This window comes from Polynucleobacter sp. JS-Polo-80-F4 (assembly GCF_018881965.1).
Taxonomy (GTDB): Bacteria; Pseudomonadota; Gammaproteobacteria; order Burkholderiales; family Burkholderiaceae; genus Polynucleobacter.
On sequence record NZ_JACVPI010000001.1, the window covers coordinates 931,111 to 947,215 of the forward strand.

The window sequence follows — 16,105 nt, forward strand, 5'->3', positions numbered from 1 at the left end:
AGAATAAAAACATCCACGCATGACTGAAAATAATTCAACTGAAGACTCGGGATTACAAGAAACGTTTCTTTCCCACTTATTTGAATTACGTGATCGCGTAATCAAGTCAGCATTAGCAATCATTGCTGTCTTTGTATGTTTGGTTTATTGGGCGCCAGATATTTTCCATTTGTTTGCTCAGCCTTTATTAGAGGCTTTGCCTGCCGGCGGAAAAATGATTGTGACTGATGTAACGGGCTCATTCTTTGTGCCTATGAAAGTCACCATGCTCGTGGCATTTTTGATTGCATTGCCTGTGGTGATGTATCAGCTCTGGGCATTCATTGCGCCTGGCCTGTATCTGCATGAAAGAAGACTCATTCTGCCTTTGGTGGTGAGTAGCTACACCCTGTTCATCATTGGTATGGCATTTGCTTACTTCTTGGTGTTTCCAACGGTATTTAAGTTCATGGCCAGCTATAACGCACCCCTAGGTGCGGAGATGTCGACTGACATTGATAACTATTTAAGTTTTGCCATGACAACCTTCTTGGCATTTGGCATTACTTTTGAGGTGCCTGTTGTCGTGGTTGTTTTGGTACGCATGGGCATGGTGCCTCTAGCTAAGTTGCGAGAGATTCGCCCTTACGTTATTGTTGGCGCCTTTGTTATTTCTGCGGTTGTGACGCCGCCTGATGTACTTTCACAATTGCTGCTAGCTGTACCAATGACGCTGCTTTACGAGCTGGGTTTATTAATTGCACGTTTTTATGTGCCCAGGCCATCCGAAGAAGATGCGGAAGATCAGTCGACTTCTACGCCCGCTTGATTCTTGGAAAAAGTATTCGTTAGCCACTTGGTAACACGGTCAAAGCGATAGCGTCTTTGTCTTAGGTTGCCCTCAAGATCTATTTCTGACCCTGCAAATGCTTTACCAGCTGCCAAAAGGGCGCGACGTTGTTGGATGGTTTCAATCTGAATCAATCTAGGCAAGATCTTTGGTAATTCCCAGCGAATATCTACCACCACACAATGTTCATGCTGTAGCTGGCCCACCTCAGACAACAATAGCTCTGCTTTGCTGAAGTTAAATTGGTTTGCAATGATGATGCGATGACAGAGTAAGAGCCAATCTTCATCCAGCTTGTGTTCCGCATGATGATTAATCGCTTCTTGGGCGCATTGGGCTAATTCAAACCATTCATTCAATTTGGGATCGGGACAACTTTCTAAAATCTTACTCAGCAATTCTTTGGCTTCTGGCACACCTTGCTGATGTGCTTGCCATACCCAATAAGAAGCTTGGAGGCCACGAACCTTTTCTTCGCTCTTTTCGCGCTTACGCCAAAGATTGGCGCCCTTACGCAGCTGTGCCTGTGCATGACCAAGATCAGCGGCGCGATCAATAGAGCGATCACTCTCTGCGGCGTTGTAACCAGAGAATTGTGGACGGCGATAAATTTCACCAAGCGCATACCAAGCATCACGATCACCATCTTTAGCAGCAAGCTCTAACCAATAGGCCGCTTTCTTCAGTGAGGCGTTTGATTTTGTTTCGGCCACTTCGACTCTTTCGTCGAGTTGTGCAAGGCGTAAGCCCAAGGTTAGTTTTGCAACAGTTAAACCAAGCTCAGCAGCCTGAATTAATGCGTCTTCATTTTGTTCGTTAAGCCAGACTTGCCACAATGAAGACAGCGCTTCATTCTTAGGCTGTAATTTAATCAGGAGTTCTTTTGCGCCTGGCGAAAAATCAGACGCACCATCAGCGAGCTCTTGTAAATACTGCTTGGCTAATTTTTGAAGCCCACCAAGGTCTGCTCCATTTATTTTGTCTAGTGCAGGCGCAGGCACTTTTTTCATTAGCCAGTCTGATAGCTGGGATTGGATTTCAAGGTTGCTGGGATTAATTAATAAATTAACCAATTGCCACTTTGCTGCTAATTTCGGCCCTGAATCGCCCGTTGCCTCAGCTAAACCCCAAAAAGAGTTCCAGCCAAAATCAAAAGCAGGTGAATTGAAGGTGCTTGCTAGCGGGATATTGGCTACTTGAGATAAAACATCCAAGATTTCAGGGGCGCTTGAGGTTTGGGATTCAAGCAGTTGATTTGTAATGGAAAAATAAGATTTTTCTAGCCAAATCAATGCGTTAGCCGGTTGGATGGGGGTTTTAAAAGCGCCAGTCAAATAGGCCTGAGCCAATTTTTGTTGCGCCGATACATCACCCAAACGGGCTGAACTAAGGATTTTTAAGAATTCGCGACTTGCCATATGACAATTTTGGCATCTGGAGCCTATAAAAGACAGAAATCGATGGTCTTGTTGCCGAGATACAACGAAGAAAGCCAAAAAACTACCTTTTGACAAGCAAAAAGAACTCCTAAATACCCTGACCCCCAGTCTAGCGGGGCAAAAGAAGCAAAATTCATAGGTCCCAGTTTTATTTGGGCATTACTTTTAATTTTTGGAGATTTAAAGAATGAAAAAATCGCTATTAGCAGTTGCAGCTATCGGTGCATTTGCATCTGCTGCTCAAGCTCAGTCCAGCGTAACCGTTTACGGTATCTTGGACGTTGGTTACATCGGTGGAACAACACGTGTACAAGACTCAGTTAAAGCAAACACAGCTGGTTACAACAACGGTACAGCAAAAGCAACAGTGAACCAATTTGGTCAAGGTGCCGAGCAAACTAACCGTTTGGGTTTCAAAGGTGTTGAAGATTTGGGTAACGGCACATCAGCTTTCTTTACAGCTGAATTTGCATTAACTCCACAAGACCAAGCTCTTTCTGGTAACACAAACGGTGGCTTGTCTAACCGTCAAACTTTTGTTGGCTTGAAAAAGAATGGTATTGGTCAAACAGCTATTGGTTTGCAATACACACCAGTCTTTAATGCTGCTGCTGCGACTGACGTTGGCCAGTTGAACAACATGACTGGTAACGTAATTTACGCTGGTTCTACAGGTATTACTTCTGCTGGCGCTGGTACAAACAACCTTGGTTTCACAAACCGTACAGGCAACACATTGTCTGTTAAGTCTGATAACTTTGGTGGCTTCACAGCTTCTGCTATCTACACACTGAACAACAAGAATCAAACTGAAACTACTCTTTCTACTGCGACTGTTGGTGGCAACACAAACGCTAGCGGTTGGGGCTTAGGTGCTGATTTCACATACAATAAGTTCTATGTAACTGCTGCTTATCAAGCTCTCAAGCAATTGACAGTTTCTGATGCTGCTTTGGCTAACACAAACGTTTGGACAAATGCTCAAGCGGCTGGTGCTACTGCTGTTGGCGCTTTGCCATCCACTGGTAACGCTGTAAACGTACAAGACAACCAGTTCTACGCTGGCGCGACTTATGACTTCGGTATCTTGAAGGCATACGCTCAATACGTTTCACGTAAAGCAACTTCTACAATTTCTACAAACTACTATGTTAAGCGTCAAGCTGAGCAGATCGGTGTTCGTAGCTACATTACTCCAACAATCGAAGCTTGGGCTTCTGCTGGTTTAGGTCGTTACACATCATTCGGTGGTACTAGTGCTCAACCAACTGCTAACTTCAACGGTTGGCAGTTAGGTTCTAACTACTACCTCAGCAAGCGTACCAACTTGTATGCAATCTATGGTCAAACATTGACATCAACAGCTGCTATTGCTGGTTCAACTGTTAGCTCTGGTTTGAACAACTACGCTATTGGTGTGCGTCACACTTTCTAATTTAAAGCTAGCGTAAGCTAGTTTTGATTAGATTTAAAAACCACCCTTCGGGGTGGTTTTTTTATGCCCTTTAGGAATAGGTTAGGCAGCAAGGTTAAATTGGCTTTTTCTTATTTGCCATAGGTATTCCATTGATTGCAGTTTAGATGTGGAAAAGTGTATTATCAAATTTATTAATGATTTTGCGATAACCGCTAAATTTTGATTAACAAAAGGATATTCAATGAAGCTCAAATCTTTGGCATATTTGTCAGCAGCAATGTTTGTTGTATCAGCAAATGTAATGGCAGCATCCCCAACGTTGGACAAAATTAAATCAAGCGGTGCTGTAACAATGGGCGTGCGCGAATCCTCCATCCCAATGTCCTATACCACTGGTGATAGTCGCTTTGATGGCTACCATGTTGAAATTTGCCGCATGATCCTGGGCGACATTAAAGATAAATTAGGCATGAGTACTCTGCGCATTAATTACCAGCCAGTTACATCTCAAAACCGTGTACCTTTAGTACAAAATGGCACCGTTGATATCGAGTGCGGCACAACAACTAACAATGTAAGCCGAGCTAAAGATGTTGGTTTTGCTAATACGCTGTATGTGGAAGAGGTGCGCATTGCAGTGAAGGCGAACTCCGGTATTACTTCAATTGCTCAACTCAATGGCAAGAAGGTAGCTACCACTACTGGCACTACTTCTGTACAGTTATTGCGTAAGAATGAAAAAGCGACTGGCGTCAATTTTGATGAAGTATTTGGTAAGGACCACGCTGACAGCTTCTTGCTCTTGGAATCTGGCCGTGCCGATGCTTTTGTAATGGACGGATCTATTTTGGCGGGTAATATTGCCAACTCAAAAAATCCAAAAGATTTCAAAATTGTTGGTGAAGTGCTGAGTACAGAGCCTATTGCAATTATGGTCCGTAAGGATGACCCAGAATTTAAAGCCGCTGTAAATGCTGCAATCGCTAAGATTGTTGCAAATGGCAAAATGCCTGGTTTATGGAACAAGTGGTTCTTGTCACCAATTCCACCTAAGAATATTGTGGTTGGTCTCGAGCTTTCTCCAGCAACTAAAAATGCTTGGGCAAACTTGAATGACAAGCCAGCTGAAGACTACAACAAGAAATAATCCAATACAAATAAGTTTCTACTATGTCATTAGACTTAGGTGTCTTTTGTAAGAGCACCTTAGATGGAGAAGCGGTTGATCACTGCTTCTCCGCTTTATTGGGGCTCGGACAAAACGCTGACCCTAGCTATTTAGACTGGCTTTTTAAAGCATGGGGCTGGACATTGGCGGTCTCGAGCCTAGCATTGGTTATCGCCATGGTTCTGGGTGCTGTGATGGGTACGCTACGAACTCTGCCGGATACAGGCAGGCTCAGTAGATCACTTGTAGCGCTATCAACGGCCTGGGTTGAGTTATTTAGAAATATTCCTGTGTTGGTTCAAGTATTTCTTTGGTACCACGTCATTCCTGCGTTTGTTTTACCCTTAAAGGCACTACCATCCTATTGGCTTGTAAGTATTGCACTGGGATTTTTTACTTCGGCACGTATTGCCGAGCAGGTAAGGGCAGGGATTCATTCTCTTCCTAGTGGCCAACGAGCAGCGGCTACGGCCCTGGGGCTGACTACACCGCAAACCTATCGCTACGTTATCTTGCCAATGGCCTTACGTATCGTCCTGCCTCCGCTGACTTCGGAGAGTATGAACATTATTAAAAACTCTTCGGTTGCTTTTGCGGTGTCAGTGCCAGAGCTCACCTTATTTGCGATGCAGGCACAAGAAGAAACATCGCGCGGAGTGGAGATTTACTTAGCAGTAACCCTTTTGTATGCCCTTTCAGCTTTCTCGGTAAATCGAGTGATGTCTTATATAGAAAAACGCACCAGAATTCCGGGTTTTATTGCCCCTAGTAACGATACGGGAGCTCATTAAATGCTTCTAATATGGGTGGCAATATGCTGAGTTTAGATTTAAGTTTTTATAACTGGGAACTCTTTACCAATTACATTCTGAAGGGTCTTCTCTTTAGCGTTCAGCTGACAGTGATCGCTACTGTAGGCGGAATCATAGCGGGAACCTTTTTGGCCTTAATGCGACTATCTGGAAAGCCGGCGTTAGTTTATCCCGCGACTTTTTATGTCAATATCATGCGATCCATTCCGCTGGTAATGGTCATTCTTTGGTTCTTCTTGCTCATTCCAATGCTGATAGGCAGGCCGATCGGGGCAGATTTGTCGGCAACCATTACTTTTATTGCCTTTGAAGCAGCCTTTTTCTCGGAGATTGTGAGAGCAGGAATTCAGTCAGTACCCAAAGGTCAAACTTATGCAGGTGAAGCACTCGGTATGACTTACGGTCAGAACATGAGGCTAGTAGTTCTTCCTCAAGCTTTCCGCAACATGATCCCAGTCTTCATGACACAGACCATCATTTTGTTTCAGGACACCTCTTTGGTTTATGCAATTGGAGCATACGACTTATTGAAGGGCTTTGAAATTGCAGGTAAGAACTATGGGCGCCCGATAGAAACGTATTTACTGGCGGCCGTAACTTATTTCCTGATTTGCTTCTCGCTGTCAAAAGTAGTGCGTCTTATTCAGGCCAAAGTGGCGATCATTCGCTAATCTTGTTAATCGAATGCTAAACAAATAATTCATCATGATAGAACTTAGAAACGTTTCTAAATGGTACGGCTCTTTCCAGGTGCTAACGGATTGCTCTACCTCAATTAAAAAAGGTGAGGTGGTTGTTATTTGTGGACCTTCTGGTTCTGGAAAATCAACTCTGATTAAAACCATAAATGCACTTGAGCCTTTTCAGGCTGGAGAGATTTCAGTTGATGGTATTGATTTGCATGATCCTAAAACCAATTTACCTAAATTGCGCTCAAGGGTTGGCATGGTATTTCAGCACTTTGAGCTTTTCCCGCACCTCAGCATTACTGAAAACCTCACTCTTGCACAAATGAAGGTATTGGGCCGCTCCGCCACTGATGCCAAGGCGCATGGCTTAAAGTACTTAGAGCGTGTTGGTCTGAGCGCTCAAAAAGATAAATTTCCTGGTCAGTTATCAGGGGGACAACAACAACGGGTTGCCATTGCTAGAGCACTAAGTATGGATCCTATTGTGATGCTCTTTGATGAGCCTACTTCTGCGCTAGACCCAGAGATGGTCGGAGAAGTTTTGGACGTGATGATCAAGCTTGCTAATGAAGGCATGACAATGTGTTGCGTTACCCACGAGATGGGCTTTGCAAGAAAAGTGAGTCATCGCGTGATCTTTATGGATCAAGGCCGTATTGTTGAAGACTGCAGCAAGTCCGAGTTTTTTGATATTCCTGAAGCCCGCTCCCCAAGGGCTAAAGAATTCTTATCAAAGATCCTCGCGAATTAATTTCAGATTAACGAATTTAATTTGCCTGTTGCTTGGGTCTAGGGCGCTTGCCAACTTGGGCTGTTAACTCCAATTCTTTGCCTTTGCGCAAAATAGTAAGCTTTGCCTGGTTGCCGGGACTGATTTGAGCGACCTGATTCAGAAGTCCGCGGACATCTTTGGTGGAGTTGCCATTTACGGCGATTAACACATCTCCCGGTTTTACGCCGCCACGTGCAGCAGGTCCACCCTCAAGAACGCCTGATAAGACAACGCCAACCGTATTGGCAGGCAGCCCCAGAGACTCTGAGAGCTCTTTTGAGAGGTTTTGTGGTTCTACTCCAATCCAACCCCTGGTGACACTACCATTAGCCAGAATAGACTCCATGACCTGCTTGGCTAGGTTGACTGGGATTGCGAAGCCAATACCCATTGACCCGCCGTTATTTGAATAAATGGCGGTATTAATTCCTATGAGATTACCGCGCGTATCAATCAGTGCGCCTCCAGAGTTACCTGGATTAATGGCGGCATCCGTTTGGATGAAATTCTCAAAGGTATTGATGCCTACATGATCACGACCTAATGCAGAAACTATTCCCGAGGTCACTGTTTGACCAACTCCAAATGGGTTACCAATTGCAAGAACGACATCGCCTAAATGTACTGACTCGACTTTTCCAAGAGTGATGGGAATGGGCAATTGCTTTGCATCGATTTTTAAGACAGCAATATCTGTTTCTGGGTCACTGCCAATCACTTGCGCCTTTACCTTCCGGCCATCAGACAAGGCAACATCAATATCATCCGCATCGCTAATCACATGATGGTTAGTCAAAATATAGCCTTCGGGGCTTACCAAAACTCCAGACCCCAAGCTCGAGCTTGGCTCTTCTTCTGGAGGTTGATCTCCAAAGAAGAATTTAAATAAGGGATCTGCAGAATTTGGTCCACCACTCTTACGGGTCTTCGGTTTGGCAGAAACTTTGTTCGTGAAAATGTTGACAACGGCAGGCATAGAACGCTTAACAGCCTCATGATATGAGCCTGGACTGAGTTGGCCGTCGTAATTACTTTCTTTTAAAGAGACGGTGTCTACCAAAGAGCCAACTCTAGATGTTGAAAGCCACTCTGGCTTTAAGGTGGCGACAATAAATAATGCTGCAAGCAAAATGGTGATGGCTTGCGCAAATAGGAGCCAATATTTTTGAAAGGATGAGTTCATTGGGCGCGCTTTATTTTCGGGTCTGTTGAATCAGAAAATTTTCTAATGCTTTAATAGGCTCTAGGTCGTTAAACAAAATGGCTTTAGATTTTGCAATCTGATCTCTATAAGCGTTCAGTCGGTCTCGATTCTGAAGTAACTCTACTACTAAATCAATGTAGCCATTATTGGTTTGGCATACCAAATTTTCAAGCCCAATTTGATTCAGAATTGCGCTAGCTAAGCGCCCCCGCATTCTTTTACCCTCTATGGTGACAATGGGTAAGTCACATGTAATCGCTTGCATGGCAGTATTGAATCCTGAAAACCCGATGGTGTCTAGGTATAGGTCTGCCTTTTGCATTAATCCATGAAACTCTTCTTTTTTGAGAAAGGGGATAAACCGTAAAAATGCCTTGGCATCAAGTTGCGCATCTGAAAATGCAAGTTGTAGGCGCTCCTTCAAAATGGCGGTGAGATTTTCATCAAAGTTAAAGAAGATGAATTGGCACTGACCAACCCGTTTAGCGATTTCTATAAATACAGAGTCGTCATTTGGATTGTATTTAGAGGGCGATCCAGCGCATAACAGGATAGGCAGTGACGGATCTATGCCAAGAGCGGCAAGATTTGGTGTGATTGGCTTAACGATCTCATTCTCAAAATACGTTCCCAGATTCGGAAGCCGAACTAACTGTTCGCTATAAAAATCTTCACCCCTATTGGGTTCTAACATCTGTCCTGATAGATAAAAATCAATCGTCTCAAGACCAGTCGTTTCAGGATGTCCCCAGCTCACTGCCTGCACTGGCGCTAATCGCAGGCAGGCGAGGGCTTTGCTAGTCGTATCCATGGCAATTTCTGGGTAGAGCAATAGATCAAGATTTTGCGCGATGATAGTTTGAGCGGCACGCTCGATGGAGTTGGTGCAGTTGATGTAATTTGCCGTTTTTGATTTGGCAAAATCAGTCTCTGCATCTTCTAGACCATTGGTATTAAAAAGATTAATTTCAAATTGATCTGGATTGAGGTGGTTTACCCATCCTTTGGTGATGGCATGCCACACAGGATGGTTGCAGAAAAAATGGCTCACAATGCCGATGCGTATTTTGCCTTTCGACTTCGGAGCTTGTGTGATGTTTCTGAAGTGATCTTGAATAGCTAAAGCTTGCTTAGAGCAAAGTGCCCCATATTGAGAGAGCAGGGGCTCATTATTTTCATCTTGATAGGCAAGGTAAAAAGGGTGACGTTTCAGGATATTCAAAATTTCATCAAAGCTGCAACTTTGATGACTATTGGCTTGTAAATGCCCAAGCTGATTGGAGAAAGAGGCTCTAGAGGCCAGTACTTCCTGCTCGTTTTTGTAGACCTTTGGAATTTGGGCAATGGTTAAGGCAAATTGAGTTAATAAATTAGAGGGATCTAGAGTTAAAGATTTTGCATAGTATGTTTTTGCTAGATCGCAATCACCGCTGTCGTAGTAAATCTCTCCGAGTAGAAAAAATGTTTTTGCATGCTCGGGATTTATTTTAAGCGCGTGTTGATAGCAATCAATAGCAGCGCTAAACTGCTTGGCTTTCTTTAAGCTATTACCAAAATTTAAACAAGCATCTAAGTATCTGCTGTTAATTTGTAAAGCACGTTCGAAACATTGAAAGGCGCTCTCGTAAGCATCTAATTGAGTGAGTGCATTGCCAAGATTATTGTAGGCAGTCGCTAAGTTTGGGTTGGCTTCGATAGCTTGCTCAAAAAGAGGGATTGCTTTTTTGGGATTACCTTCTTCCAAAAGAATCACGCCCTGATTGCTTAATGCTTCAGCATAGTTAGGGCGCAGTGCGAGGGCATGCTGGTAGGCGTTTACAGCCTCTTGGTTTCTGTTTAATCCTTTTAAAGCAATACCACGATTGTTATGCGTCTCTGGAATATTTGGATTGCTGGTAATGGCTAAATCAAAGCATTCGAGTGCTGATTGAAAATCAAAAAGTGCATTGTGCACAAGTCCAAGGTTACTTAAAGTTTGTGCTGAATTTGGTGCAATATGATTTGCACTATTCAGAAAATTCAGCGCATTTTGAAGTTCAGATTTTTGATATGAGCGAATACCCAGAAGATTTAATGCATCAATATTTTCTGCATCGAGTAAGTGCGCCTCTAGAAAAAGTTTATCCGCTTCTTCTAGATTTCCTTGTTGCAGCAATCTCAAACCATTTTGACAAATGAGTTGAGATTGCTCGCGTTCAGCTTGATGAGAATTGCTAGACAAATTATTTTTTTAGGCTGTCACGAATTTCGCGAAGCAGTACAACATCTTCGGGAACGGGTGGGGCAGGGGGAACGTCCATCAAGCGGATCTTATTAACCACTTTGACCATTTGGAAGATGACAAAGGCCAAAAGGATGAAGTTAATGGAAATGGTGATGAAGTTGCCGTAGGCAAAAATGGGCACCCCGGCCTTTTTGAGGGCGTCAAAGGTTCTGGGTACCCCTTCTGGGACATGGCCTAGGACGATAAAAAGGTTAGTAAAGTCGATATGACCCCCTAAAAGGGTCGAAATAACGGGCATAACGATGTCATTTACCAGGGAATCCACGATTTTCCCAAAAGCCCCGCCAATAATGACGCCGACCGCCAAATCGATCACATTGCCTTTAACGGCAAAGTCCCGAAACTCCTTTAAAACGCTCATAAATGCCCTCCTTTGAATTTAGATGCCGATTAACCCAAGATTAACCCCATAACTTTCTTGCTTACCCCACTTTTTACTTTAAAATCCTACCTTTAAGCAATTTCCACCCATAAATACCCTTTCTAGGAATTTTGTAAATGAGTGACAAGCCCTGTATGGACAAGGATCGCCGTAACTGGTTGATCGCCACATCGGCGGTTGGAGGCGTAGGAGCAGCCGCAGCCCTGTACCCTTTTATTGACAGTTTTGAGCCTTCTGAGCGTGCAAAAGCCGCTGGAGCAGCTGTTGAAATTGATATCACTGGCATGCAGCCAGATGAGATGAGAATGGTTGAGTGGCGCGGTAAGCCAGTTTGGGTAGTTCGTCGCACGCCTGAACAAGTGGCTGAGTTATCAAAAATTGATAACGAATTGGCTGATCCAAATTCCTTGCGTGATCCATCACAATTTACGCCTCCTTACGCCCAGAACCAGTGGCGCTCAATTAAGCCTGAGTACCTAGTAGTGGTTGGCATCTGCACGCATTTAGGTTGCTCACCAACGCCGAAATTTGAAGCTGGTGCTCAGCCTTCCTTGCCAAATACTTGGCCAGGTGGCTTCCTTTGCCCATGTCATGGCTCTACATTTGACATGGCAGGCCGTGTGTTTAAGAACAAACCAGCCCCAGACAATCTTGAAGTGCCGCCGCATATGTATTTGAGCGACACCAAGATTCTGATCGGCGACGATAAGAAGGCCTAAGGAGAGATAAATGGCATTCCAAGAAAAACAAGTCCCAGCAGACGCATCCGCAGCCCAGAAGCTAATGGCGTGGGTTGACTCACGTCTACCGGTAACTGAAGCATTTAAGCGTCACATGAGTGAGTATTACGCGCCGAAGAATTTAAATTTCTTCTACATTTTTGGCGCGTTGGCAATCGTAGTTTTGGTTAACCAGATACTGACTGGTATTTTCTTAACCATGAACTACAAGCCTGATGCTGCAAAGGCTTTTGAGTCAGTTGAATACATCATGCGCGAAGTTCCGTGGGGTTGGATGATTCGCTACATGCACTCCACAGGCGCTTCTTTATTCTTTGTGGTTGTGTATATGCATATGTTCCGTGGTTTGATCTACGGTTCTTATCGCAAGCCACGTGAATTGATTTGGATTTTCGGTTGCGCAATTTTCTTGTGCTTAATGGGCGAAGCCTTCTTTGGATACTTGCTCCCATGGGGCCAGATGTCCTACTGGGGTGCTCAAGTAATCGTGAACTTGTTCTCTGCAATCCCATTTATTGGTCCTGACCTATCTTTATGGTTGCGCGGTGACTATGTTGTGGGTGATGCAACTCTGAACCGCTTCTTCGCATTCCACGTCATTGCAATCCCATTGGTATTAGTTGGCTTGGTAGCGGCCCATATTTTGGCGCTCCATGAAGTTGGTTCAAACAATCCTGATGGTGTTGAAATCAAAGAGAACTTGGACGCGAATGGTCATCCAGTAGATGGCATTCCATTCCACCCTTTCTACAGCGTGCATGATGTGATGTACTTGGGCGGTTTCTTGATGATTTTTGCTTGCATCGTGTTCTTTGCTCCAGAGATGGGCGGTTATTTCCTTGAGGCAAATAACTTCATCCCTGCAAATCCATTACAAACACCTGCACACATTGCTCCGGTTTGGTATTTCACACCGTTCTACTCCATGTTGCGTGCAACTACCACGAACTTCTTGTTGCCTCTGTGGATTTTCCTTGCAGTCATTCTGGGAATGTTTGCTCTGAAGAGTAAAGATCTCAAGGTTAAGGGCGCATGCGCTGCAATCGCTTTGGGATTGGCTGGCGGCTTCTTCTTGTTTGATGCTAAGTTCTGGGGTGTCGTGATCATGGGCGGTTCTGTTGTGATCATGTTCTTCTTGCCTTGGCTTGATCATTCACCAGTGAAATCCATTCGCTATCGCCCACAGTTCCATAAATATATTTATGGCGTGTTTGTGGTGAGCTTTGTGATCTTGGGTTACTTAGGCATTCAGCCACCTTCACCAGTATTTGAAAAGATTTCTCAGGTATGCACTATTTATTATCTGGGCTTCTTCTTGGCAATGCCGTTCTGGAGCACGCTTGGTAAATTCAAGCCAGTTCCAACGCGCGTTACTTTTGAGTCCCATTAATTCAGATACCACAGAGAAACTAGGAACTAGTATGAAACGAATTCTGCAAACTTTGATGGGCGTCTGCCAAGCAACAGTATTGGTTGCGGCCCTGAGCTTTGGCATAAGTGCCAATGCAAATGAAGGTGGCTTTCCTTTAGATCAAGCCCCTAATCGCGTTAGTAACAATGCCTCACTGCAAAACGGCGCTAAGTTATTTGTGAACTACTGCTTGAACTGCCACGCGGCCTCAAGCATGCGTTACAACCGTTTGCGCGATATTGGCTTGACTGATCAACAAATCAAAGACAACCTCATTTTGACTGATGCCAAAGTGGGTGATTTGATGACTATCGCCATGACGCCAAAAGAAGGTAAAGCTTTCTTTGGTAAGAACCCGCCTGATTTATCAGTTGAGGCTCGTGCTCGTGGAACCGATTGGCTCTATACCTACTTCCGTACTTTCTACAAAGATGACACTACCCAAACTGGTTGGAATAATTTAGTTTATCCAAACGTTGGTATGCCACACGTACTCTGGCAATTGCAGGGTGAGCGTGCTGCTAAGTTTGAGGAGCGTAAAGATCCGCATGATGAAGGCAGAATGGAGAAGGTATTTGTAGGTTTTGAGCAGTTAACTCCAGGCACCATGAAAACAGAAGAGTACGACGACAACATCGCCGACTTAGTTGCCTTCATGTCATGGATGGCTGAACCAGTGCAGTTAGAGCGCAAGCGTCTTGGCGTAGTGGTGCTCTTGTTCTTGGCTATCTTCACCCTCTTGGCCTGGCGCTTGAATAAAGCCTATTGGAAAGACGTTCACTAATCAGATTTGATGGGTCCTGATGTTAGGACCCTTTAGTGAAATGATTTAACGCTGTTGTGCGTTTGTTGTATTGAAGTAGAAATTTAAGGAAATAAATTTATGATGGTGTTGTACTCGGGTACTAATTGCCCATTCTCGCAACGCTGCCGTTTGGTGCTTTTTGAAAAAGGCATGGATTTTGAAATCCGTGACGTCGACTTGTTTAATAAGGGCGAAGACATTTCAGTCATGAACCCATATGGCCAAGTTCCTATTTTGGTTGAGCGCGATTTAATTTTGTATGAGTCAAACATCATCAATGAATATATTGATGAGCGTTTTCCTCACCCTCAATTAATGCCGCCTGATCCAGTAGCTCGTGCACGTGCACGTCTCTTCCTCTTCAATTTTGAGAAAGAATTGTTTGTGCACGTAGCTGCTCTGGAAAATGAAAAAGGTAAAGCGGCTGAAAAGACTCATGAAAAAGCACGCTTAGCAATTCGTGACCGCTTGACTCAACTGGCGCCTATTTTTGTAAAAAATAAGTACATGTTGGGTGATGAATTCTCCATGTTGGATGTTGCCATTGCGCCTTTGTTGTGGCGTCTTGAGCACTATGGCATTGATCTTTCTCGTAATGCTGCTGCCCTCCTAAAATACGCTGAGCGTATTTTTAGCAGACCTGCTTACATTGAGGCTTTGACACCTTCTGAGAAGGTAATGCGCCGCTAAGCTTTCCTAGCGGTTCATTATTAGTCAGTATGTCTGACGTTCCAAGCAACAAACCCTATCTGATCCGTGCCCTACACCAGTGGTGCACGGATTTTGGTTTTACGCCCTTCATAGCTGTTTTTGTAGACGCTAGGGTAGAGGTTCCCATGGAGTTTGTGAAGAACGATGAGATTGTTTTGAACCTCGCCTTAGAGGCCTGCCATCAGTTGCAGATGGAAAACGATTGGATAAGCTTTCAGGCAAGGTTTGGGGGTGTTCCTCGGAAAATTATGGTCCCAGTTAGCCATGTTCTTGCTATTTATGCCAGGGAGAACGGTCAGGGTATGTCCTTCCCGTTTGATCCAGCCCAAGTCCGAGATCTCCATATCGCTGACTCAACAGATCAAGCCCCTGAAAAGCCAAAAACCCCAAGACCTTCCTTGAAGATTGTGAAATAGGTTAAAATATTATCCGTGCCCCTTTAGCTCATCTGGTAGAGCAACTGATTTGTAATCAGTAGGTGGTCTGTTCGAGTCGGACAAGGGGCACCACCAACAATTTTCAGTCTTAAGATCCCTGACATATTAATCATAGTCATACCTATGCTGAACTCTCTCAATTGCACTTGAAATGACTGAAAATATTCAGTGTCGACTATGCGAGGGTATTTCTAAATTTTCATTTAGTAAAAAAATTCTCTCCAAGCATAAGATAGGCTATTACCTCTGTGAGAATTGTGGTTCTCTACAAACTGAAGAGCCATATTGGCTAGAGGAAGCCTATGATCCACTAAATGAGAAGTTCGATACTGGACAGCTGGTTAGAGTGTTTCATAACGCTGTATTTCTCAAGGCAATCCTTACTCATCTAGATCTATTGGGTTGCCGTCTTATTGACTATGGCTGCGGCTCAGGTTTATTAACAAGGTTTATGAGAGATATTGGAGTCGATGCCTGGGGTTTTGATTCTTACTCGGCACCTCGACTGTCCATGGGGTTTCATACAGATACTCTAGAAGGCGCGACAGTAGTTAATTTATGTGAGGTGGCAGAGCATTTTGATCACCCATTGAAATATTTCGATGAAATTTTTTCGCATCACCCAGATTTATTGGTGATGCAAACTAATTTATTGGAGACTGTAGACGAGGGGTGGGATTATTTGGCGGTTGACCATGGACAACATATTTTCTTTTATTCACCAAAGGGTGTCGAATATTTAGCTAAACGTAACAATATGTTAGCTACTTATATAAATGGGTTTATTGTTTTCTTTAACCCTAATTTCTTTGAAAAATTATTTGTTCAGGGTTCTTGGGTCCTTACAAGTGACTTCCAGGAAGCGCTAAATAGTTCAGTGCCAAATTTTTTGAATCAAATGTTAGCAAATGGTTATAAATACGCAATTCAAGATCATCTGATGCTGAAGAATTTAAATTCCATTAATTCTTAATAAAACTGCCCCAAAAGGGCGATCTAAATGTT

The 16,105-nt window shown here is 43.9% G+C and carries 15 protein-coding genes, 1 tRNA gene and 1 pseudogene; 13 read left to right on the forward strand and 4 right to left on the reverse strand.

From position 1 onward, the window contains the following. The first annotated feature begins 19 nt into the window (after positions 1–19). Positions 20–808, forward strand: coding sequence for a twin-arginine translocase subunit TatC (gene tatC, locus ICN20_RS04760; RefSeq protein WP_216238369.1), 789 nt, complete (start codon positions 20–22; stop codon positions 806–808). On the opposite strand, the gene ICN20_RS04765 is transcribed toward tatC, so the two are convergent. Further along, entirely contained in the window at positions 784–2,247 is a 1,464-nt protein-coding gene (locus ICN20_RS04765) for a sel1 repeat family protein (RefSeq protein ID WP_216238370.1), read from the reverse strand. The genes tatC and ICN20_RS04765 overlap by 25 nt on opposite strands. Before the next feature lie 208 nt (positions 2,248–2,455). Between ICN20_RS04765 and ICN20_RS04770 the strand changes: the two genes are divergently transcribed. From ICN20_RS04770 to ICN20_RS04790, 5 genes are all read left to right on the forward strand, one after another. After that, positions 2,456–3,703, forward strand: a complete 1,248-nt coding sequence (locus ICN20_RS04770) for a porin (RefSeq protein WP_216238371.1) — start codon at positions 2,456–2,458, stop codon at positions 3,701–3,703. Between the two features lie 223 nt (positions 3,704–3,926). Further along, the gene (locus ICN20_RS04775; RefSeq protein ID WP_216238374.1) at positions 3,927–4,832 is read left to right on the forward strand and encodes an amino acid ABC transporter substrate-binding protein; all 906 of its coding nucleotides are present in this window, start codon (positions 3,927–3,929) and stop codon (positions 4,830–4,832) included. 23 nt (positions 4,833–4,855) lie between these two features. Then, on the forward strand, positions 4,856–5,644 hold the full coding sequence (locus tag ICN20_RS04780; RefSeq protein WP_216238376.1) for an amino acid ABC transporter permease: 789 nt from the start codon (positions 4,856–4,858) through the stop codon (positions 5,642–5,644). 23 nt (positions 5,645–5,667) lie between these two features. After that, on the forward strand, positions 5,668–6,336 hold the full coding sequence (locus tag ICN20_RS04785; RefSeq protein WP_216238377.1) for an amino acid ABC transporter permease: 669 nt from the start codon (positions 5,668–5,670) through the stop codon (positions 6,334–6,336). A gap of 34 nt (positions 6,337–6,370) precedes the next feature. Continuing rightward, the gene (locus ICN20_RS04790; protein ID WP_216238378.1) at positions 6,371–7,105 is read left to right on the forward strand and encodes an amino acid ABC transporter ATP-binding protein; all 735 of its coding nucleotides are present in this window, start codon (positions 6,371–6,373) and stop codon (positions 7,103–7,105) included. A 16-nt stretch (positions 7,106–7,121) separates the two neighbouring features. On the opposite strand, the gene ICN20_RS04795 is transcribed toward ICN20_RS04790, so the two are convergent. Genes ICN20_RS04795 through mscL form a run of 3 tightly spaced genes read right to left on the reverse strand, consistent with a single transcriptional unit; the run spans position 7,122 to position 10,975 of the window. Beyond that, a complete protein-coding gene (locus ICN20_RS04795) occupies positions 7,122–8,309 on the reverse strand; it encodes a trypsin-like peptidase domain-containing protein (protein WP_216238379.1) in 1,188 nt (395 codons plus the stop codon). A gap of 10 nt (positions 8,310–8,319) precedes the next feature. Next, entirely contained in the window at positions 8,320–10,551 is a 2,232-nt protein-coding gene (locus tag ICN20_RS04800; RefSeq protein ID WP_216238380.1) for a glycosyltransferase family 41 protein, read from the reverse strand. A 1-nt stretch (position 10,552) separates the two neighbouring features. Next, positions 10,553–10,975 (reverse strand): large conductance mechanosensitive channel protein MscL, encoded by a 423-nt coding sequence (gene mscL / locus ICN20_RS04805; protein WP_216238388.1) that lies wholly within the window; start codon positions 10,973–10,975, stop codon positions 10,553–10,555. Positions 10,976–11,112: 137 nt separating this feature from the next. On the opposite strand from mscL, the gene petA reads away from it, so the two are divergent. From petA to ICN20_RS04840, 7 genes and pseudogenes are all read left to right on the forward strand, one after another. Next, a complete protein-coding gene (gene petA, locus ICN20_RS04810) occupies positions 11,113–11,715 on the forward strand; it encodes a ubiquinol-cytochrome c reductase iron-sulfur subunit (protein WP_216238390.1) in 603 nt (200 codons plus the stop codon). 10 nt (positions 11,716–11,725) lie between these two features. Continuing rightward, positions 11,726–13,126, forward strand: coding sequence for a cytochrome bc complex cytochrome b subunit (locus ICN20_RS04815; RefSeq protein WP_216238392.1), 1,401 nt, complete (start codon positions 11,726–11,728; stop codon positions 13,124–13,126). 31 nt (positions 13,127–13,157) lie between these two features. Then, a complete protein-coding gene (locus ICN20_RS04820) occupies positions 13,158–13,931 on the forward strand; it encodes a cytochrome c1 (protein WP_370624525.1) in 774 nt (257 codons plus the stop codon). A 99-nt stretch (positions 13,932–14,030) separates the two neighbouring features. After that, positions 14,031–14,642: a glutathione S-transferase N-terminal domain-containing protein gene (locus ICN20_RS04825; RefSeq protein WP_216238394.1), complete on the forward strand. Its 612-nt coding sequence runs from the start codon at positions 14,031–14,033 to the stop codon at positions 14,640–14,642. 29 nt (positions 14,643–14,671) lie between these two features. Beyond that, positions 14,672–15,073: pseudogene (locus tag ICN20_RS04830) on the forward strand (ClpXP protease specificity-enhancing factor); the annotation flags it as partial. 23 nt (positions 15,074–15,096) lie between these two features. Continuing rightward, positions 15,097–15,172: transfer RNA gene (locus ICN20_RS04835), tRNA-Thr, on the forward strand. A gap of 79 nt (positions 15,173–15,251) precedes the next feature. After that, a complete protein-coding gene (locus ICN20_RS04840; protein WP_216238398.1) occupies positions 15,252–16,073 on the forward strand; it encodes a methyltransferase domain-containing protein in 822 nt (273 codons plus the stop codon). Positions 16,074–16,105: the final 32 nt, after the last annotated feature.